The 18311-nt window shown below is 72.2% G+C and carries 23 protein-coding genes; 14 read left to right on the top strand and 9 right to left on the bottom strand.

Annotated elements, in window-relative coordinates:
• Nucleotides 1-8 precede the first annotated feature (8 nt).
• Complete coding sequence (locus ACFSHS_RS20670) at nucleotides 9-743, top strand: hypothetical protein (protein ID WP_376880286.1); 735 nt, start codon at nucleotides 9-11, stop codon at nucleotides 741-743.
• A 100-nt stretch (nucleotides 744-843) separates the two neighbouring features.
• Complete coding sequence (locus tag ACFSHS_RS20665) at nucleotides 844-1467, top strand: antibiotic biosynthesis monooxygenase (RefSeq protein WP_376880283.1); 624 nt, start codon at nucleotides 844-846, stop codon at nucleotides 1465-1467.
• Between the two features lie 40 nt (nucleotides 1468-1507).
• On the opposite strand, the gene ACFSHS_RS20660 is transcribed toward ACFSHS_RS20665, so the two are convergent.
• Entirely contained in the window at nucleotides 1508-2095 is a 588-nt protein-coding gene (locus tag ACFSHS_RS20660) for a TIGR03086 family metal-binding protein (protein ID WP_376880280.1), read from the bottom strand.
• Complete coding sequence (locus ACFSHS_RS20655; protein ID WP_376880278.1) at nucleotides 1995-2531, bottom strand: hypothetical protein; 537 nt, start codon at nucleotides 2529-2531, stop codon at nucleotides 1995-1997. Before ACFSHS_RS20655 ends, ACFSHS_RS20660 begins: the two co-directional genes overlap by 101 nt.
• An 80-nt stretch (nucleotides 2532-2611) precedes the next feature.
• On the opposite strand from ACFSHS_RS20655, the gene ACFSHS_RS20650 reads away from it, so the two are divergent.
• Entirely contained in the window at nucleotides 2612-3031 is a 420-nt protein-coding gene (locus tag ACFSHS_RS20650) for a DUF1810 domain-containing protein (RefSeq protein WP_376880276.1), read from the top strand.
• Here the strand turns inward: ACFSHS_RS20650 and ACFSHS_RS20645 are convergent.
• The gene (locus tag ACFSHS_RS20645) at nucleotides 3018-3713 is read right to left on the bottom strand and encodes a TetR/AcrR family transcriptional regulator C-terminal domain-containing protein (protein ID WP_376880273.1); all 696 of its coding nucleotides are present in this window, start codon (nucleotides 3711-3713) and stop codon (nucleotides 3018-3020) included. The genes ACFSHS_RS20650 and ACFSHS_RS20645 overlap by 14 nt on opposite strands.
• A gap of 71 nt (nucleotides 3714-3784) precedes the next feature.
• Here ACFSHS_RS20645 and ACFSHS_RS20640 point away from each other — a divergent pair, with 71 nt between their 5' ends.
• The 3 genes from ACFSHS_RS20640 to ACFSHS_RS20630 all read left to right on the top strand — a co-directional run bounded on the left by ACFSHS_RS20640 (nucleotide 3785) and on the right by ACFSHS_RS20630 (nucleotide 5924).
• Complete coding sequence (locus ACFSHS_RS20640; RefSeq protein WP_376880271.1) at nucleotides 3785-4465, top strand: DUF2306 domain-containing protein; 681 nt, start codon at nucleotides 3785-3787, stop codon at nucleotides 4463-4465.
• 58 nt (nucleotides 4466-4523) lie between these two features.
• Complete coding sequence (locus ACFSHS_RS20635) at nucleotides 4524-5054, top strand: pyridoxamine 5'-phosphate oxidase family protein (RefSeq protein ID WP_376880269.1); 531 nt, start codon at nucleotides 4524-4526, stop codon at nucleotides 5052-5054.
• 135 nt (nucleotides 5055-5189) lie between these two features.
• Nucleotides 5190-5924, top strand: coding sequence for a hemerythrin domain-containing protein (locus ACFSHS_RS20630; protein ID WP_376880266.1), 735 nt, complete (start codon nucleotides 5190-5192; stop codon nucleotides 5922-5924).
• A gap of 3 nt (nucleotides 5925-5927) precedes the next feature.
• Here ACFSHS_RS20630 and ACFSHS_RS20625 read toward each other — a convergent pair whose 3' ends face one another.
• Genes ACFSHS_RS20625 through ACFSHS_RS20615 form a run of 3 tightly spaced genes read right to left on the bottom strand, consistent with a single transcriptional unit; the run spans nucleotide 5928 to nucleotide 7527 of the window.
• Nucleotides 5928-6893, bottom strand: a complete 966-nt coding sequence (locus ACFSHS_RS20625) for an NAD(P)-dependent alcohol dehydrogenase (protein ID WP_376880264.1) — start codon at nucleotides 6891-6893, stop codon at nucleotides 5928-5930.
• Nucleotides 6893-7177 (bottom strand): hypothetical protein, encoded by a 285-nt coding sequence (locus ACFSHS_RS20620; RefSeq protein WP_376880262.1) that lies wholly within the window; start codon nucleotides 7175-7177, stop codon nucleotides 6893-6895. The genes ACFSHS_RS20625 and ACFSHS_RS20620 overlap by 1 nt, the downstream gene beginning before the upstream one ends.
• Complete coding sequence (locus ACFSHS_RS20615; protein WP_376880260.1) at nucleotides 7174-7527, bottom strand: ArsR/SmtB family transcription factor; 354 nt, start codon at nucleotides 7525-7527, stop codon at nucleotides 7174-7176. The genes ACFSHS_RS20620 and ACFSHS_RS20615 overlap by 4 nt, the downstream gene beginning before the upstream one ends.
• A gap of 335 nt (nucleotides 7528-7862) precedes the next feature.
• On the opposite strand from ACFSHS_RS20615, the gene ACFSHS_RS20610 reads away from it, so the two are divergent.
• The 5 genes from ACFSHS_RS20610 to ACFSHS_RS20590 all read left to right on the top strand — a co-directional run bounded on the left by ACFSHS_RS20610 (nucleotide 7863) and on the right by ACFSHS_RS20590 (nucleotide 11788).
• On the top strand, nucleotides 7863-8897 hold the full coding sequence (locus tag ACFSHS_RS20610; RefSeq protein WP_376880257.1) for a glutathione S-transferase family protein: 1035 nt from the start codon (nucleotides 7863-7865) through the stop codon (nucleotides 8895-8897).
• A gap of 54 nt (nucleotides 8898-8951) precedes the next feature.
• Nucleotides 8952-9392, top strand: a complete 441-nt coding sequence (locus ACFSHS_RS20605) for a hypothetical protein (RefSeq protein WP_376880254.1) — start codon at nucleotides 8952-8954, stop codon at nucleotides 9390-9392.
• Nucleotides 9393-9519: 127 nt separating this feature from the next.
• Nucleotides 9520-10071 carry a DUF6318 family protein gene (locus ACFSHS_RS20600; RefSeq protein ID WP_376880251.1) on the top strand — a complete coding sequence of 184 codons (552 nt, stop codon included), beginning with the start codon at nucleotides 9520-9522 and terminating at the stop codon, nucleotides 10069-10071.
• 293 nt (nucleotides 10072-10364) lie between these two features.
• The gene (locus ACFSHS_RS20595) at nucleotides 10365-10988 is read left to right on the top strand and encodes a hypothetical protein (protein ID WP_376880249.1); all 624 of its coding nucleotides are present in this window, start codon (nucleotides 10365-10367) and stop codon (nucleotides 10986-10988) included.
• Nucleotides 10989-11035: 47 nt separating this feature from the next.
• On the top strand, nucleotides 11036-11788 hold the full coding sequence (locus ACFSHS_RS20590; RefSeq protein WP_376880247.1) for an SDR family oxidoreductase: 753 nt from the start codon (nucleotides 11036-11038) through the stop codon (nucleotides 11786-11788).
• A 112-nt stretch (nucleotides 11789-11900) separates the two neighbouring features.
• On the opposite strand, the gene ACFSHS_RS20585 is transcribed toward ACFSHS_RS20590, so the two are convergent.
• Nucleotides 11901-12692 (bottom strand): SGNH/GDSL hydrolase family protein, encoded by a 792-nt coding sequence (locus ACFSHS_RS20585; protein ID WP_376880245.1) that lies wholly within the window; start codon nucleotides 12690-12692, stop codon nucleotides 11901-11903.
• Nucleotides 12693-12956: 264 nt separating this feature from the next.
• Between ACFSHS_RS20585 and ACFSHS_RS20580 the strand changes: the two genes are divergently transcribed.
• Nucleotides 12957-13448, top strand: a complete 492-nt coding sequence (locus ACFSHS_RS20580; RefSeq protein ID WP_376880243.1) for a GNAT family N-acetyltransferase — start codon at nucleotides 12957-12959, stop codon at nucleotides 13446-13448.
• Between the two features lie 76 nt (nucleotides 13449-13524).
• Here ACFSHS_RS20580 and ACFSHS_RS20575 read toward each other — a convergent pair whose 3' ends face one another.
• Both ACFSHS_RS20575 and ACFSHS_RS20570 read right to left on the bottom strand, forming a co-directional pair.
• The gene (locus tag ACFSHS_RS20575) at nucleotides 13525-14400 is read right to left on the bottom strand and encodes an SGNH/GDSL hydrolase family protein (RefSeq protein WP_376880241.1); all 876 of its coding nucleotides are present in this window, start codon (nucleotides 14398-14400) and stop codon (nucleotides 13525-13527) included.
• A gap of 116 nt (nucleotides 14401-14516) precedes the next feature.
• Nucleotides 14517-15260 (bottom strand): alanyl-tRNA editing protein, encoded by a 744-nt coding sequence (locus ACFSHS_RS20570; RefSeq protein ID WP_376880239.1) that lies wholly within the window; start codon nucleotides 15258-15260, stop codon nucleotides 14517-14519.
• A 93-nt stretch (nucleotides 15261-15353) separates the two neighbouring features.
• On the opposite strand from ACFSHS_RS20570, the gene ACFSHS_RS20565 reads away from it, so the two are divergent.
• The gene (locus ACFSHS_RS20565) at nucleotides 15354-16901 is read left to right on the top strand and encodes an HNH endonuclease signature motif containing protein (RefSeq protein ID WP_376880237.1); all 1548 of its coding nucleotides are present in this window, start codon (nucleotides 15354-15356) and stop codon (nucleotides 16899-16901) included.
• A 124-nt stretch (nucleotides 16902-17025) separates the two neighbouring features.
• Nucleotides 17026-18270 (top strand): polyhydroxyalkanoate depolymerase, encoded by a 1245-nt coding sequence (locus ACFSHS_RS20560; protein WP_376880234.1) that lies wholly within the window; start codon nucleotides 17026-17028, stop codon nucleotides 18268-18270.
• Nucleotides 18271-18311 lie beyond the last annotated feature (41 nt).

The following is an 18311-nucleotide window of genomic DNA, read 5'->3' as shown; positions in this document are numbered from 1 at the left end:
GGAAACCGGTGGACGACGGCGAACTGGTCCTGCCGAGCGCCGGCCCCGACGCGATCTCCTTCGACACCGCGCTGGCCGCCGTCCTCGGGTACGCGCGGGGACGGCGGCCGCTGCACTTCCGCTCCCCCAGCAACCCCGCAGGCCGGTGGGTCACCGTCCCGGCCTTCGGCTACGAGCGGTTCGACCGGCAGCCGGTCCCCGCCGGGCCGCTCGGCGAGCAGGACATCCTCACCGCCGAGGGCCTGCACGGCCGGCTCGACCCGGCCGGGTGGACGGCCATGAAGGCCGTCCTGGACGAGGTCGCCCCCCTCGCCGACGCCGCCACCGACCGCGCCATCGGCCGGCCGTTCTGGGATCTCCCCGACGACGAATTCTCCGTGCTCGCCGAGCCGGGCACCGTGGGAGCGGAGCTCCGCCGCATCTGGCAGCACTGCGAGGTGACGCCGGAGGTGTCGCCGCCGCACGTGGCGGCCGCCCTGCACCACCGCCATCCCGACCTGTTCCCGCTCGTCGTCCGCGCCACCAGGTGGCAGCTGCTCCCCCACGTCCGCGAGGGCGACAGCGGGGTGGAGGCGGTCGTGCACCGCGAGCTGCGCGCCAACGAGGCGGCCTTCGTCCGGCTGGAGCAGGAGTCAGCGCTCGGGCTGTCGAGGCTCCGGCTGCACGACGTCCTGCTGTGGCTCAGCGGCACCCTCCGGTTGACGCATGCCGTCGCGCTGGCCAAGGACGCGCGGCCCGGGTGAACGCGCGCGACGCCGTTCCCTGCGCGCGCCGCGGCGAGGACAGTGGGCCGCGCGGCGATGCCGCAGGGGCGTCGCCGCCGATCCCGAGAGGAGTGGTGGCATGTACGCCCGATCCACCACCGTGCGTGGCAACCCGCAGTCCCTCGACGACGCGATCGCCTACCTGCGCGACGAGGTCATGCCCGCCGTCCAGGAGATGGACGGCTGCATCGGCCTCTCGATGCTGTGCGACCGCGACAGCGGGCGGTGTATCGCCACGACCGCGTGGGAGACCGAGGAGGCGATGCACAACAGCGAGGGACGTGTCCACGACATGCGTCAGCGCTACGCGGAGATGATGGGCGGCGGCCGGCCGGAGGTGCAGGAGTGGGAGATCGGCATCCTGCACCGCGTGCACCCGGCACCGGAGGGCGCCTGCTGCCGGGTCATCTGGGGGCGGACCGATCCGGCGAACATCGAACGGGTGCTGGACGCCTATCGCATGGCTCTGCTGCCACGCATGGAGGACCTGCCCGGCTTCTGCAGCGTGAGCTTGCTGGTCGACCGCGAGAGCGGACGCTCGGTATCGGCGGTGGTCTACGAGAGCCGCGACGCCATGCTGCGCGCCACGGAGATGGGCAAGGCACTACGCGAGGACTTCAGCCGGCAGATGGCCACGGAGATCACCGACATCGCCGAGTTCGACCTCGCGCTCGCCCACCTGCGGGTACCGGAGACGGTCTGATCGTGCGCCCCACGGCGCACGCGGTACGCCGCGTGCGCCGTCAGCGGGACGGCGGGCTCCAGCGCGGGTCGCGGCCGGTCCGACCGAGCAGCCGCTCGAACGGCGGCGCGTCCTCGGGCACGGGCACCACCGGCCCGAACAGCCCGGCGGGCTCGTCGGTGGCATCGCCGCGGTCACCGACCATCTCCAGGCACGCCTGCACGCTCGCCGGATCCGGCCGGTAGTCCTGGCCGGTGGCGGCGGCGAGGTCCCAGCCGTGCACCAGCACCTCGTCGACCGCCACCGCGGCCATCGCCGGTGCCGGCATCCGCACCCCGGCGACCTCCGCCGTCCCCACCCAGGCGCTCGGCTCGCGCCAGGCCGCGGCGAGCGCCGCCAGCTGCGCGGGCAGCCGGGTGCGCCAGTCCGGCGCCAGGTGCGAGGCGTCGGCCGACGGGCCGCCCGGGAGATCCGCCTTCTCCGCGGCCAGCCGGAACGCGACCGTCAGCCCGACCAGGTGGTCGAGCAGCGCCGCGACCGGCATCCCCTCACAGGGCGTGGGACCGGTCAGCTGGTCGTCCCGGACGCCGGCCACCACGCGGCTCACCTCGGCGGTCGGGGGGCCGAGGTCGAGAGTGGTCGTCTGCATGCCCGTACGACCGGCCGGCGGGGCGGAACTCATCGCGGGTGCCGACGGTCGCCCCGCCGTCCAGCCCCAGCCCGGTGAGCACCATCCCGAGGATCAGGAAGCCGGTCTGCACCAGCGGGAACCGGAGCCCGATCACGACGACCTGCCCGATCGACCACAGCACCAGCAGCACGCCGACCGCCGTCGCCGCCGTCCAGCCGCGGGCCGAACGCCGCCGCAGGTGCAGGGCCGCCACCACGGGCAGGAGCCCGAACAGCACGAACAGCAGGAGCCCCGGCACCCGGTAGTCGCCCAGCAGCGGCCAGCCGGGCAGCTCGTCGACGGTCAGGCCCACGCTGCCGCCGGAGGGATCGGTGACCAGCGCCAGGCCGGCGGCCGCGCCGCCCAGGCTGATCACGGCCAGGACAGCGACGGTCAGCGATCGCAGTGACCTCATGACGCCGTCCTCCCCCTCGCGGAACGGGCCCATCCTGGCCGACCGGTCGCCCGCCTGCACAGGGGTGGGAGCCTCGTTGGGTGAGCGATGCCTTCGACCTCCGGCGGTTCCTCGACGCCCAGGCCCACACCTACGACCAGGCGGTGGCCGAGCTGCGCGCCGGCCAGAAGCGCACCCACTGGATGTGGTTCGTCTTCCCGCAGATCGCCGGGCTCGGCCGCAGCGGGATGGCGCAGCGGTTCGCGGTCTCGGGGCTCGACGAGGCCCGCGCCTACCTGGCGCACCCGACGCTGGGCCGGCGGCTGGTCGAGTGCGCGACGGCGCTCACCGACCTCGACACCGCCGACCCGGTGCAGATCCTCGGCCCGGTCGACGCCCAGAAGCTGTGCTCGTCGATGACCCTCTTCGCGCACGCCGCGCCCGATCAGCCCGTGTTCCGGGCCGTTCTCGACCACTACTTCGACGGCGCCGAGGACGACGCGACGATCAGCCGGCTCTGAATGACGTCCACCCCTGCTCGTGGAGCCGCTCGAACCCGTCGAGCAGCAGGTCGAGCGCGAACTCGAACTCGAACTGGTCGTCGCAGCCGCCGCCCACGGTCGACTCCTCCTCGTGGGCGCCGGCCGTGGCCATCTCGATGATCCGCGGATAGCGCGCGGCGAACTGCTCGAACATGGCCGCCCGCGCGTCCGGGTCGGCGGGTGGCGCCGGCGTGGGGAACACCTCCTGGGTGAAGCCCCACATCCGGGTGCCGAGGGCGTGCATCACGTGGTGGGTGAGGTCGATGGAGAAGCCGCCCGCCCGGAAGGTCGCGATCAGCGACTCCATGTGGTCGAGCACGACCGGTGAGGCGTGCGTGCGTGACTCGATCACCTGCGACGCCCAGCGGTGGCGCAGCAACGACCGGCGGGCCGCGAGGATCCGCTGCCGGACGGCGTCCTTCCAGTCCGCGCCGGCGGCGGGTGGCTCGATCTCGGCGACGATCACCTCGACCATGCCGTCGAGCAGCTGCTCCTTGTTCGCCACGTGCTTGTAGAGGGCCATCGGCACCACGCCGAGGCGTTCGGCCAGCGTGCGCATGCTCAGCGCCTCGATGCCGACGTCGTCCGCGAGGGCCACCGCGGCGCGCAGCACGCGGTCCCGGTTCAGCGCCCGTCGCGACGCCGTCTCGGGGCTTGACACGTGTACACCGTACACCTACGGTTTCCTACATGGGTGTACGCCGTACACTTACGTCCTCGAAGGGGTGTCCCGTGAGTTCCTCCCCCACGCGACCGTGGCTCGTCCCCGCCGGCCTGGTCCTGCTCAGCGCCGTGCCGATCCTCGCGGGCGCGGCGCGGGTGTCGGAGCTCGCCGGCGGGGCCGAGGTGACCGCGGACAACGCCCGCTTCTTCGACTCACCGGCTCCGGTGCTGGTGCACATCGTCGGCGCGAGCCTGTACTGCCTCCTCGGGGCGTTCCAGTTCCACCCGGGCCTGCGCCGCCGCCGGCCCGCCTTGCACCGCATGGCTGGGCGGGCACTGGTCCCCCTGGGCCTGGCCGCGGCCCTGTCGGGCCTCTGGATGACGCTGTTCTACCCCCGCCCGCCGATCGACGACGTGCTCCTGACCCCCATGCGGCTGTTCTTCGGTGCGGCGATGGTCGGCTGCATCGTCCTCGGCGTCGCCGCGATCCGGCGCCGGGACGTCGCCGCCCACCGGGCCTGGATGGCGCGGGCCTACGCGATCGGCCTCGGCGCGGGCACCCAGGTGCTCACCCATCTGCCCTGGATGGTGCTGGCCGGACAGCCGACCGGAACTCCCCGTGTCGTGCTCATGCTCGCCGGCTGGGTGATCAACCTCGCCGTGGTGGAGTGGGCGCTGCGGAGGCGGCCCACGAGGTCCATCCGAGCCACGGGCCGGCCATCCGCTCCCGCCGCACTCGCCCGGCTCTGAGCTCGTCGGCAGTCCGGTGAGCCGATGAGTCCGGGCGCTCGGGACGGTCGAACAGCACATGGACGCCACCAATCTCGCAGACCTGTACGGAACTCCGCTGCTCGACTGGCAACGGGTGGAGAACCGTCTGGACCGAGGTCTTGAGCAGGCACCCGGGACCGCGGGCCCGGGTCGCCACACGTGCTGGCTCGCGACGATCAATACCGACGGCAGCCCGCACGTGACAGGCATCGGAGCACTGTGGGTGTCCGGCATCTTCTACTTCGAGACGGGGGAGCGGACCCGCAAGGGACGAAACCTGGCCCGGGATCCACGGTGCGCACTGAGCGTCGCGACCGACGAATTCGACCTGGTGGTGGAGGGGGAGGCATCCCTGGTCGACGAACCGGACGTCGTAGCGGACCTGGCCGCCCGCTGGGCCGCCGACGGCTGGCCGGCATCCGTCGACGACACCGGCGTCGGCCTGACGGCGGAGTTCAGCGCGCCGTCCGCAGGACCGCCGCCATGGCGGATCTACCGGCTCCCGCCCCGGCGGGCCACGGCCCTGCTCGCGGTTCCCCCCGGCGGAGCCACCCGCTGGCGGTTCTGACCGAGGCCACCGCGATCGGGCCCCTCCGAACCCGGGAGTGAACTCCCGCGGAATTCGGGACGGCTGTACCTGTCGGCCGGGACGCGCCTCTTACTGGCGTCGAACGCGTCCGCCAGCCGAAGTCCGAGGTGCCCGATGACCGCCGTCCTCCCCCGCCCGCTCGTCCCGACGCCCCGGGCCTCCTCAGAGCCGACCACCCGCAGCACGCCCGCCGTCGCCTACCAGCGGGTGCTGCACCAGGCCGTGCGCCGCGAGTTCCGGATGCTGGCCGACCTCGCGAGCTGGGCACCGGCCGACGACACCGCCCGCACCGCCGACCTCACCGGGCACGCCGACCTGCTGTCGCGGGTCCTGCTCCAGCACCACGCCACCGAGCGGGAGCTGCTCTGGCCGGCACTGTTCCGCAACCTGCCGGCGCGCGAGCAGGACGCCGCCCGGGACGCCATCGGCTACTGGACCAGCCGGGCCGCACTCCTCGACCACATGCTGCGCGATCTCTCCACCGTCGCCCGGCAGTGGGCGGTCGCCGGCACGCTCCCCGCCCGCAACGCCTTCGCCCGGGCGTGCACGCGGGTCGCGGACACCGTCGAGGCGCACCTCGCCGCGGAGGAGCGCGACCTGCTGCCGCTGCTGTCGCGGTACCTGCCGACCAGCGAGTGGCGGGCGGTCAGCCGGGCGGCCACCACGACGCTCACCGGCCGCGAGCAGCTGCTGGTCCTGGGTCTCGCTCTCGAGGACGCCTCCGCCATCGACCGGGCCCGCCTCATGGCCGGCCTCTCCCCCGCCACCCGCACCGCCTGGCGGGTGATCGGCCGCCGCACCTACCGCGCCGCCGTCGTCCGCCTGCGCGGCGCCCCGCCGGCGGCCTGACGCTCACACGATGATGACCACCTTTCCGCGGACCCTGCCTGCGCGGAGGTGTTCGATGGCCGCACCGGCGTCGGCAAGCGGGAAGGTGCGGTCGACCGGCGCCCGCAGCGTTCCAGCGGCCAGGTGGTCGGCGAGGGTCTGGAGGTCTGCCTCCGTCGGCCCCGACATGTAACTGCGCAGGTTCTGCCGGATGAACGGGCTGAGCAGCATCGCGAGGAGCTGCCGCTCGATGCCCTGCCGCAATCCCCCCACCTCCGCCCCGGTGATGACCAGGGTGCCGTCGGGGGTCAGCGCCCGCCGGAGCTCGCGCAGCCTTCGGTTGCCGCCGGTGTCGAGGATGACGTCGTAGCGGCGTCCGCCGTCGGTGATCTGCTCGCGCGTGTAGTCGAGGACGTCGTCGGCGCCGAGGGACCGGACGAAGTCCACCTTCGCCGTGCTGCAGATGCCGGTGACCTCGGCGCCGGCCGCGACGGCCAGCTGCACCGCGTACGACCCGACACCCCCGCCGGCACCGATCACCAGGACCCGCTGGCCGGCCCGGAGGTCGCCCTTCCGCAGCCCTTGCAGGGCGGCGAGCCCCGAGTTCGCGACGGCGGCGGCCTCCTCGAACGACACGTTGGCGGGCTTGGGCACGAGGTTCTTCGCCGGGACGGACGCGTACTCGGCGTAGGTCCCCTGCCCCGTCCCGAACACCTCGTCACCCGGGCGGAACCGGGTCACGTTCGCGCCGACCGCCGTCACCGTGCCGGCGACGTCCATGCCCGGCACGGGGTTCTTCGGCCGGCGGACCCCGAAGCCCGCGAGCCGGATGAGGTGCGGTCGTCCGGTGATCACGTGCCACACGCCCTGGTCGACGCCCGCCGCGACCACCCGGACCAGCACGTCGTCGTCCCCCACGACCGGCTCCTCGACGTCGGCGAGCCGCAGCTGCCCGGGCGGACCGTAGGTCTCCTGCACGATGGCCTTCATCAGTCGACCGTGCGCAGGATCTGCTCGATGGACGACGTCCGGGAGCGCAGCTCGGAGACATCGGCGGCCGCCCGCTGCTGCGCGTCCAGGGTCTTCTCGGCCAGCTGCTCGTAGCGGCTGATCAGCTGCCGCAGATCGGCGTCCTGCTGCGCGGCGACCTTGAGCTTGCGGGACTCCAGGAAGGTCGCTCCCAGACCCAGGACGAACACCAGGGCCGCGACGATGATCCCCAGGATCAGGATCGTGTCCGGCCACGTGGTGCCGCTTTCGGCAGCGACGGTCATGAGCGCTTCTCCTTCTCTCCGGGACCCGTGGCCGGGTCCGGGCGGGTGAGGGTCGCGGCCGCCCGGGCCAGCGACTCGACGGTGAGGTGCAGGTCGAGGTCGGCGACCTCGAAGTACTTCATGGCCTTGCCGTCGTCGGACAGCTCGAGGCTGCCGACCACGAGGCCGGCGGCCTCCAGGCGCTGCAGGTGCATGTGCAGCAGCGGTCGGCTGATGCCGATCTCGCGCGCCAGGTGGCTGACGTAGTCGCGGCCACCGGCGAGGGTCGCCACGATCCGCAGCCGCAGGGGGTTGGCCAGGGCGGCCAGCATCTCCACCAGTTCGTCGCCGGTCGGCCGGTTCGCTGTCACGCCCCTCCTTCACCTGTAAGCGGTCTTTTTCATGTGCAAGTTAGCGGCGATCGCTGTCGCGGCGCAAGGGGATGCACGAGGACGTCCGCGGCGATCGCTCAGCACCGCGTCGAGGCAGACAGCGGTGGTGGTCCCCAGCTCGAGCCCTGAGGTCGGTGGCGGCCGAGGGCACGGTGCACGCCCACTCCGTCATGGACGTCGGTGGGGCGGGTGGAGGTGCGCATCGAGCCTGTCGGCGAGCGCTGTCCATCGACACCGCACGCCCCCACCGGCGCCACGGTGTGAATCCGGCCCTTCACGCGGCGGGATCAGCGCGTCTCACGCAGGCTGAGGGAGTGAGCGAGGAGAACAGCGGATCGGGCTACGTCGAGGCCGAGTACAAGCGCGACTCGAACTACATCGAGGACCGGATCACCGCCGACGGGTCCAGCGGCTGGCCGGTCGAGCCGGGCCGCTACCGGCTGGTCGTCGCCCGCGCCTGCCCGTGGGCCAACCGTGCGGTCATCGTCCGCCGGCTGCTCGGTCTGGAGCCGGTCATCTCGATGGGCATGTGCGGCCCCACGCACGACGAGCGCAGCTGGACCTTCGACCTCGACCCCGGCGGCCGCGACCCGGTGCTGGGCTACGAGCGGCTGCAGGAGGCCTTCTTCGCCCGCGACCCCGAGTACCCGCGTGGCATCACGGTGCCGGCGATGGTCGACATCCCGAGCGGCGCCGTCGTCACCAACGACTTCGCGCAGATGACTCTCGACTTCTCCACCGAGTGGACCGCCTACCACCGCGAGGGCGCGCCCGACCTCTACCCCGAGCACCTGCGGGACGAGATGGACGAGGTCATGGAGCGCGTCTACACCGAGGTCAACAACGGGGTGTACCGCTGCGGCTTCGCCGGCACGCAGGACGCCTACGACAAGGCCTACCAGCGGCTGTTCGCGGCGCTGGACTGGCTGGAGGAGCGCCTGGAGCACCGGCGCTTCCTGATGGGCGGGCAGATCACCGAGGCCGACGTCCGGCTGTTCACCACGCTGGCCCGCTTCGACGCCGTCTACCACGGCCACTTCAAGTGCAACCGGCAGAAGCTGGCCGAGATGCCGGTGCTGTGGGCCTACGCGCGCGACCTGTTCCAGCTGCCGGGGTTCGGCGACACCATCGACTTCCCGCAGATCAAGGAGCACTACTACGTCGTCCACACCGACATCAATCCGACGCAGGTCATCCCGTCGGGGCCCGACACCTCCAACTGGCTGCTGCCGCACGGCCGCGAGCAGCTGAGCGACCGTCCCTTCGGCGACGGCACCCCGCCCGGGCCGGTGTTCCCGGGCGAGGAGGTGCCGGCCGACCACGGTCCGGGAGGCGTTCCGCACCGCTGAGCGGGCTGTGGACAACGCTCTCCCGCGTCCGCGGGAGCTGCCACGGTGGGCGGCATGACGACGACGCCCCCGCTCGCTGACCTGCCGATCCGCTCCGCCGACGACCTGACCCGCCGCTGGACTGCGCTGCTCGACCCGCCGGTCTTCGGCACGCGCAGCCTCTGGCTGTGCTGGCTCGACACGACCGGCCGCATGCTGCCGGTGGTCGTGCCGGTCGACGACCTGCCACTCCTCCCCGACCCGGCGCTGGTGATGGGCCTGCGCCAGATCCACGACTCGATGCTGGACGAGCAGCTGGGCGGCGACGGTCACCTGGCGCTGGCGCTCTGCCGGCCGGGTCAGCCGCAGATCACCGGGGACGACGACGAGTGGGCAGAGGCGCTGCGGTCGGCGCTGGACGACGGGCAGATCGACGGCTCGTGGTCGCTGCACGTGGCCGCGAGCGGCTCGGTGGTCCCGCTGGTCGCGGCTCCCGAGTGGCGCTGGCGAGGCTGAGGTGGCCGTTCACCCGATCCGGCGGTGGGCCGCCGCCCTGTCCACAGTGAGCGAGAAGCCCCGGTCTCGAACTGCGTAGTCTCCGCCTGTGCGTGATCTTCGGGGGTTGGGTCGGCTCGGACGCACGGTGATCGGTGTACTGGTCGGGACGGCGCTGCTCACCGGCTGCTCCGAGAAGCAGGAGGCCAGCGAGACGCTGCCGTCGCCGAGCGCTGCCGAGACGACCGAGGCACTGCCGCCCTTGGGGCCGGAGGACTTCCCGGTTCCCGACGAGGCCCGCACCAAGGACGCGGCTGGTGCGGAGGCGTTCCTCCGCTACTACATCGAACTCCTCAATCGCTTACAGGCCATTCCGCTAGGTGAGCCTCTCCGCGAGCTGAGCCCTGAGTGCGAGACGTGCCTCCGCATCGCACGTGCCTTCGACGATGCGGCAGCTGCGGGTTGGACGTACCAAGGCGGCGAGGTCTCCCTCAATGACGTCACTGAGCCACAGCTGAATGGTGATACCGCCTCGTTGGTCTTCGGAGCCCGCGTGGAGGTGCTTTCTATTCGGGACTCTGCGGGGACGCCCATTCCCGACGGGCAAGAGGACCTCTCACCCAACGCCGGAAGCGGCATGACGCTGAGGTGGTCGTCCGAGCATCATTCATGGCTCGTAGCAGGACTCACAATCGGATGAACCGAGCCGTAGCGCGGTTGTTGCTTCTCGTGGGCCTGGCTGTCGCGCCAACCCTCCAGGTCGGCACTGCTCACGCGTGCAACTCGATACGAGGATGCTCATCTGGAGTCGAGGACGGCTCCGTGACTATTGCGTACGAGGGGCCTGCTGTAGCCGGAGTCGTGGGCGCACCAGATGCTGAAGCTGTCGCCTTCGAATGGCGGCTGTTCGACCGCTGCCTCTCGGCAGCAGAGACCACGGGGTATTGCTCGCCGACTGACGTGCGGGCATGTCCGCCCGCAGAGCTTGGACGAGTGGTGGGCTTCTTCGTCGTACAACGACGACCGATCGTTCGCCCGGACCTCACCTACGTCAATCCCGACGATCCGGCGGAGGTACTCCCTTCGCCGACCGGCCTCGCACCTGGAGATTCGGTCGGGGATTGGCGCAATCAGTCGGAGGGCTGCTACGACATCACTCCGCTGAACCCGCCGCCGTCCGGCGCGGAGGTGTTCAGCTACTTCCAGCGGTTGCCGCTCCCCCAGCTGACGACCCAGCACCAGCCGCCGGGCGACGGCCTGACCGGACTGCCGGTGATCTTCTACACCGACTCCCCCACGACGCAGACCTTCACCGTCGACATCCGCGGCTTCACCGTCGTCATCGAGGCCACCGCCGAGCAGTTCATTTGGCACACCGGCGACGCCACCGGTCAGATCGTCAGCACCGACCCCGGCGCTCCCTATCCGAACCAGACCGTCGAGCACTCCTACCGGTCCGGCACCTACACCGCCTACCTCACCGTCACCTGGGGCGCGACGTTCACCGTCAACGGCAGCGCGCCGGCCGACGTCCCCGGCACCACGACCACCGACGGCCCGCCGGTCACCTTCGACGTCCTCCAGGCCCGGCCGGTCCTCACCAACCCGTACGACTAGAACCCCGCCAGGCAACCGCCGCCCTGGATGGGCGCCAGGAGCGAGGAGTGAACGTGCACGGAAAGGTCGCCATCGTGACGGGCGCGGGCAGCGGAATCGGATCGGCCACTGCCCTGGCCCTGGCCGCCGATGGCTGGCGCGTGGTCGTGGCCGGCCGCCGACGGGAGGCGCTGCAGGCCGTGGCCGATCAGGAAGGCGGCGGACGGCTGCATCCGGTGGCGACCGACGTGACCGACGAGGCGTCGGTGCGGGCGCTGTTCGACGAGGCCGTCAACGCCTACGGGCGGCTCGACCTGCTCTTCAACAATGCCGGTCAGTTCGGTCCTGCGCTGGAGATCGACGCCGTGCCCCTGACCGAATGGCAGGAGGTGGTGGCGGTGAACCTCACCGGCGTCTTCCTCTGCACCCGGGAAGCTTTCCGGATCATGCGCTCGCAACGGCCACAGGGCGGCCGCATCATCAACAACGGATCCATCTCCGCCCAGGTCCCGCGCCCGAGATCCGCGGCCTATACCGCGACGAAGCATGCGATCACCGGCCTGACGAAGTCGACGTCCCTCGACGGTCGGCCGTACGACATCGCGTGCGGGCAGATCGACGTGGGCAATGCGTCGACCGAGATGACGGAGGCCATGGCGAAGGGGGTCCGGCAGGCCGACGGCAGTGTTCGACCCGAGCCCCGGATGGCGGTTGACGATGTGGCTCGCGCGGTCGTCTACATGGCGAGCCTGCCGCTCGGCGCGAACGTCGCGAACCTGACCGTTCACGCCACCACGATGCCGTACATCGGCCGGGGATGACCGCGTCGGCATGGACGCTGGAGCCTCGACGGTGCCGGCGTTCGGGCCGCTCAGCGCCAAGCCCGCCACCCGAGTCCATGAGCAGACCGACGTCGTCCGCCGTGGTGTCACCTCAGTCGTCGACCACCTCGAGCACCGCCTCGGCCAGCAGCCGCTGCCCCTCCTCGGTGGGATGCACGTCGTTCGGCAGCACCAGCCCCGCCGCGACCGAGTCGCCACCGGCCTGCCTCGCCTCCGACTCGAACGCCTCGTACCCGTTCGCGACATCGGCGCCGTTGGCCTCCGCCACCTCGCCGATCGCCGCGTCCAGCTCCGCCGTCGCGCTTCCCTGGGCGTTCGCGTAGTCGAGCGCGTAGTACGTCACGACGACGATCTGGCCCTCGTAGCCGCCTCCGTCGCGCAGCGTGGACAGGATCGTGCCGAGGTTGGCCCGGACTGTTCGGATCACCCCGGCCAGCTCCTCGGGGGTCGAGCACCGGTTCGCCGTCGTCTGCTGGCAGAGGAAGCCGTCGTTTGCGCCGAGCTGCAGCGTCACCAGCTCCACGTCCCCGTTCTCGGTGAGAGCGTCCAGCGCGAAGTCCAGCTGTGACTGGTCGACCGACTCGTAGCGCACGTGCAGCGGGTACGCCGTCCGGTAGCCGAAGCCCGACTGCAGCGAGTTCTGGCAGCCGTTGCTCTGCGCCGTGGTGTCCAGGAAGCTCGCCGTCGTCTCGCCCGGGCAGGACGCGTTGACCACCTCCAGTCCCAGCTCCGCGCCGACCAGCTCGGGGTAGCCGGCGAAGTTGGCGGCGTCGGAGAACCCGGTGATCGCGCCGCCGCGGAAGCCGAACGGCACCGAGTCACCGAGCGCCAGGTACGTGCCCGAACCGGCGTCGCCGCTGGATTCGGCGGAGGTGCCGGGCACGGCGGACGTGCTGGTATCAGACGACTCCGGCGTCGACCCAGCCGACGAGCACGAAGAGGTGACGACGGACGCCGCCAGGGCGATCGCGGCCCGTGTCATCCGGCCCGCCAGGCGACTCCGCACGTGCAGTACCCCCTGAGTCCGCAGCCCCCGGGCGGTGGTCGATGCGGCGACCGCCACGGTATGCCACCAATCCATCGGCGGATCCGGGGAGGCGGAGCCCGAGGCCTCCTGTTGTGCCCGGATCCCGCGGGAGACTGCACCATGCCGACCCGCGGAGACGTCGCAGCCCTGTTGAGCACCCGATCGACGCTGCGGCGGATCGGCCCGTACGAGATCACCGACGATCCCGACCGCGTCGACGTCGACGTGGTCCATGCCTTCCTGTCCCAGGTCTCCTACTGGCGCAAGGGCGTCGCCCGCGCGCGCGTGGCCACGTCGGTGCGCATGTCACTGCCGCTCTCGGTCCACCTGCTGACGACGGAGCCGACCATGGTGGGGTTCGCCCGCGTCGTCACCGACACCGTCACCCACGCCTGGCTCGACGACGTCTTCGTCCTCCCGGAGCACCGCCGCCAGGGGCTCGCCGGCGCGCTGATCGAGGCGGCGCTCACCCATCCCGCGGTCGCCGACGCCTCGTTCCAGCTCCTGCTCACCGCCGACGCCCACGCGCTCTACGCCCGCCACGGCTTCCGGCCGTTCCCCGACCCGGCCGCGCTGATGGCACGGGCGCCGGGCCCCGCCCCGGCCGCCTGACCCGCGCCGGGACCCGGAGCATTCCTCCCAGGCATGGCGCAACGCCTTCGGCGCCGACGTCCTGCCCTCGGATCGGTCAGTGCCCGACGGCCCGCTCCACCGCGTCCGCCAGGAGTCGCTGACCCTCCGCCGTCGGGTGGACGTCGTTCGGGTGCACCAGCCCCGCGGCGATGGAACTGCCCCCGGCCTGCAGCGCCCGCGACTGGAACGCCGTGAACCCGTCCGCGACGACCGCGCGGTTCTCGGCCGCCGCTGCGGTGATGGCCGCGTTGAGGATCCGGGTGCTGGCCACACCCACCGGGTCGGCGTAGTCGAGGGCGTAGTACGTGACGACGACGAGCCGCCCGCGGTAGTCCCCCTCCTCCCGCAGCGTGCACAGGATGTGGTCGAGGTTCACCCGCACCCGTTCGGCCAGGGCCGCCAGCCCCTCCGGCGTCGAGCACTCCCCGGTGCGCTGGCAGAGGAATCCGTCGTTCGCCCCGAGCTGCAGGGTGACGAGCCGCACGTGCGGTTCCTCTTCGAGGACCTGCAGCGCGTAGTCGAGCTGCGAGCCCTCGTAGTCGACGTGCAGCGGGAAGCGGTCCCGGTAACCCAGGTCCGAGCCGAAGGAGTTCTGGCAGCCGTTGCTCTGCGCGGTGGCGTCGATGAAACTGGCCGTCGTCTCGCCCGGGCAGCTGGCGTTCAGCAGGCGCAGCCCCAGGTCGCGGGCGACCAGCTCGGGATAGCCGACGAAGTTGTCCGGGTCCGGGTACAGATCGGGTCGGTTCCCGACGTAACCGAACGGCACCGAGTCGCCCAGGGCCAGGTAGGTGCCCCCGGGCGCCGTCGCGCCGTGGGACGGGCGCTCCCCCGCTGGCACCGCCAGCGCCGGGTTGGTCACCGCCACCAAACCGATGACCGCTAGCAGGACCAGGACCAGCTGCCACAGCCGCTGTGTCAGGGACGGAAGCATCGGTGCTCCTCGGTGACTACCGACCGGATGGGTCCGGTCACCGTAGAGCCAGCGAATGCGGAACGGTACCCGTTCGATTTCGCCCCCGGCGTGTCGGTCGCGACCCGCCGCGAGGCTCAGAGGATCCGGATCCGCAGCCGGCGGAACCCGCGGCCCTTGTTCTCCATCTTGACCACCTCGACCCGGCCGACCATCGACGTCGAGGCGACGTGGGTGCCGCCGTCCGCCTGCGTGTCGAGGCCGACGATGTCGACGATCCGCACCTCCTCGATGTCCGGCGGCAGCAGGTTGGTCGCGGTCCGGATGATGTCGGGGATCGCGAACGCCTCCTCGCGCGGCAGCGTCTTCACCTCGATCGGGCGGTCCCGTGCGATCTCGGCGTTCACCGACTCGGCGATGCGCTCCTTGAAGTCGGCCGGCACCTCGGCCAGGTCGAAGTCCATCCGCGCGGTCAGCGGCTCCATGTTGCCGCCGGTCACCAGCGCGCCGAAGTCGCGGAAGACCACGCCGGTGAGCACGTGCAGCCCGGAGTGGGTGCGCATCAGCTGGGTGCGCCGCTCGTCGTCGAGCGCGCCGCGGACCGCCGTCCCCACCGGTGGCAGGGGGTCGCCCTCGACCGGGATGAGGTACAGCTCGTCGCCCTTGCGGGTGCCGGCGATACGGGTCCGGACCCCGCCCCACAGCAGCACGCCCTCGTCCGGCGGCTGGCCGCCGCCGCCCGGGTAGAAGGCCGACCGGTCGAGCACGATGCCCTGCTCGGGGTCGGACGAGAGCACCGTCGCGTCCCACTCCCGGACGGTGGCGTCGGCGAGGTCGAGTCGGTGCGTGTGCCCGTGGTGGTGGTCGGTCGCTGTGGTCACGTCGGCATGCTGCCCGTGCGGGAACGGACGGCGACAGGGCCTCCCCCTCCGAGTGGACCGAAAACTGTCGGTACCCCCACCTAACGTGCAGGTGTGCTCGACCAGCCGCCACGAACCGCGGACGACGGCGTCCCGGTCCTCCCCGTCCCCGACACCGTGGCGGCCGACCTGTCCGACCTCGAGCTGGTGGCCGACATCTGGGCCGACGACGCCCGCGAGGCCCGCCATGCCGCCTGCCGTGCCGCCTCCATCGCAGCCCTGGCGCGCCGCCGCGGCGTCGAGCGCGACCGCGAGTTCGGCCCGCTCGGAGGCCCCGGTCCCGACTCCCGGCTGCGCCGGTCACCGGTGCTCACCGACGTCTCGGAGACGTTCGTGTCCGAGCTGGCACTGATCCGTGGGTGCTCGGAGATGGAGGCCGAAGCGCTCGCGGTCGAGTCGATCCTCCTGACGACCACGCTGACCGGCACCTGGGCGGCGCTGTACGAGGGCCGCCTCGACGTCCGCAAGATGCGTGCCGTCGTCGACCTGCTGGGCTCGGCGAAGCCGCAGGTAGCCGCCGCGATCGAGCAGCGCGTCCTGCCCGACGCGGGCCGGCTCACCGTCGCCCAGCTGCGACACCGGATCCGCCGGCTGCTCGCCCGACTCGACGCGAAGGCGCTGGACGAGCGTCGCGCCGAGGCGGCGCGGAGGGCGGACGCCCGCACTCAGCCCACCGGGGACGGCATGAGCCGGCTGGTCGTCGACCTGCCGGTTGCGACGGCCGCGGCGTGCGAGAGCGCCATCCGGCAGCACGCCGAGCATCTTCGAGCGGACGGCGACCGACGGCCGATCGGCGTCATCCGATCCGCTGTCGTGGCCGATCTGATCCTCCGTCCGTGGGACACGTCGCGTCCCTCCGTCACGGCTCAGCTCGTGGTGCACGCGCCCCTCGCGGCGCTCGCGGCCGAGGGCGGGAGCGCCCGGCCCGCCGCCGAGATCGCCGGTCAGGTCGTCACCGCCGCGGAGTGCCGGGAGTTGCTCGAGCAGCTCGACATGCTCGGTGTCCGCTCCTCGCCGTCCGGCGGCTGCGTCCAGGTGGCCATGGGCGACCCGGTGACCGGCCGACTGCTGGCGGTCGCCACCCGCAGCGAGCTGCGCCGTGGAGCCTTCGGCACACGCAGGACCCGCCGCCGGGGCCACGGCCTGACGGTGACGGCGGTGCGCCCGTCCTGGAGACCGATGAGCGCGAGCCCGCCGGCCGACAGCGCCGCAGCCGATGGGCCCGGACTCCGGCCGCCACCGCCCACGCGCAGATACCGCCCGACCGCGCCGCAGCGGCGCTTCGTCCGGATACGCGACCGGCATTGCCGCATGCCGGGCTGCTGCCGGGCCCCCGGCCGGTGCGACATCGACCACGGCACCGCCTACGGCGACGGCGGCCCGACCGACTGCTGGAACCTCTGCTGCCTGTGCCGTCGCCACCACCGGATCAAGACGTTCGCCCGCGGATGGCACTTCGAGCTCCTCGCCGACGGACGGCTGATCGTCCGAACGCCGAGCGGGGTCTCACGGATTACCACGCCGCCTGGCTGGTGCTACGACCCGGAGCCCGACCCGCCCTGGCTCGACGAAGAGGCGCCACCCGACCGGCTCCGGAGCTGATCGCGGCTCTCGACACGACGTCCGGACAGCACCGCTTACCGCGCGCCCGGCCCGATCGCCGGTTACGTTGCCGGGGAGTGACGGCGGTCACGTCGCCGTCTCCGGATCCGACAGGCAGGTTCGCGTGCTCTACACCGCTTACGAATTGCAGCGCCGAGCAGGGGCGCCCGTCGCCGCTGCCTCCGAGCTGACCGCCCGGGCACTGCACGCGCTGCCGGCGCCCTGGGCCCGTGTCCCCGCCGTCCGTCATCTGCGGGCGGCCTGCGACATCGTCGCCCGGGTCCGGCCCACCCACGAGCGGCCGGCCTTCGGCATCGACGCCGTGCAGGTGGGCGACCGGATGGCCGACGTGCACGAGAACCCGCTGAGCCGCACGCCGTTCGCGACCCTGCTGCACTTCGCGAAGCCGTCGGTCACGGGTCAGCCGCGGGTCCTCGTCGTCGGCCCGATGTCGGGGCACTTCACCACCCTGATCCGGCCGGCCATCCGCACGCTGCTCTCCGACCACGACGTGCACGTCCTCGACTGGCACAACGCCCGCGACATCCCGGTCGAGGACGGACGGTTCGGGCTCGACGAGTACATCGAGCACGTCATGGACGCGCTGCGCTACCTGGGGCCCGACACCCACGTCGTCGCCGTCTGCCAGCCCGCCGTCCCCGTCCTGGCGGCCGTCGCGCTGCTCGCCGCCGACGACGATCCCGCCCAGCCGCGCAGCGTCACGCTCATGGCCGGGCCGGTCGACACCCGGGTGAACCCCAACCGGGTGAACACGATGGCCGCCACCAAGCCGCTCGACCACTTCGAGCGCCGGGTGATCGACACCGTGCCCGCGCGCTACCCCGGCGCCGGCCGGCGCGTCTACCCGGGCGTCGTGCAGCTGACCGCGTTCATGTCGATGAACCCGCGCCGGCACCTCAGCGCGCACGCCCGGCTGTACCGCGACCTGGTGTCCGGCAACGTCGAGAGCGCCGCGGCCACCCGCGCCTTCTACGACGAGTACGGCGCGGTGATGGACGTGCCCGCCGAGTTCTACCTCGAGACGGTCGGCCGCATCTTCCAGGAGCACCACCTGGCCACCGGCCGGCTCACCTGGCGCGACCGTCCGGTCGATCCCGGCGCCATCACCCGGACGGCGCTGCTCACCGTCGAGGGCGCCAACGACGACATCTGCTCCCCGGGGCAGACCGAGGCCGCCCACGCCCTGTGCACCGGGATCCCCGAGGAGCGCAAGCAGCACCACCTGCAGCCGGGCGTCGGCCACTACGGCGTCTTCAGCGGCTCACGCTGGGAGGCCGAGGTCTATCCGGTCCTGCGGAGCTTCATCGACCGGGCACGCGCCGAGGAGGAGGTGGCCGCACCGGCCTGACCGCCCCGCGCCGGAGTGCCGGCCCGATCCGCCCGAGGCGT

Origin of the sequence: Blastococcus deserti, from assembly GCF_042682525.1 — a bacterium.
In the GTDB taxonomy this organism is placed as follows: domain Bacteria; phylum Actinomycetota; class Actinomycetes; order Mycobacteriales; family Geodermatophilaceae; genus Blastococcus_B; species Blastococcus_B deserti.
Note: the sequence above shows the minus strand (reverse complement) of the source record. Positions and strands in the feature narration are given on the sequence as shown.

What these genes read in the sequence shown, in the direction of transcription:
- ACFSHS_RS20665 (WP_376880283.1), top strand. Translation starts at nt 844, where the DNA reads ATGTACGCCCGATCCACCACCGTGCGTGGCAACCCGCAGTCCCTCGAC.
- ACFSHS_RS20660 (WP_376880280.1), bottom strand. Translation starts at nt 2,095, where the DNA reads ATGCAGACGACCACTCTCGACCTCGGCCCCCCGACCGCCGAGGTGAGC.
- ACFSHS_RS20655 (WP_376880278.1), bottom strand. Translation starts at nt 2,531, where the DNA reads ATGAGGTCACTGCGATCGCTGACCGTCGCTGTCCTGGCCGTGATCAGC.
- ACFSHS_RS20635 (WP_376880269.1), top strand. Translation starts at nt 4,524, where the DNA reads ATGGACGCCACCAATCTCGCAGACCTGTACGGAACTCCGCTGCTCGAC.
- ACFSHS_RS20630 (WP_376880266.1), top strand. Translation starts at nt 5,190, where the DNA reads ATGACCGCCGTCCTCCCCCGCCCGCTCGTCCCGACGCCCCGGGCCTCC.
- ACFSHS_RS20625 (WP_376880264.1), bottom strand. Translation starts at nt 6,893, where the DNA reads ATGAAGGCCATCGTGCAGGAGACCTACGGTCCGCCCGGGCAGCTGCGG.
- ACFSHS_RS20620 (WP_376880262.1), bottom strand. Translation starts at nt 7,177, where the DNA reads ATGACCGTCGCTGCCGAAAGCGGCACCACGTGGCCGGACACGATCCTG.
- ACFSHS_RS20605 (WP_376880254.1), top strand. Translation starts at nt 8,952, where the DNA reads ATGACGACGACGCCCCCGCTCGCTGACCTGCCGATCCGCTCCGCCGAC.
- ACFSHS_RS20580 (WP_376880243.1), top strand. Translation starts at nt 12,957, where the DNA reads ATGCCGACCCGCGGAGACGTCGCAGCCCTGTTGAGCACCCGATCGACG.
- ACFSHS_RS20575 (WP_376880241.1), bottom strand. Translation starts at nt 14,400, where the DNA reads ATGCTTCCGTCCCTGACACAGCGGCTGTGGCAGCTGGTCCTGGTCCTG.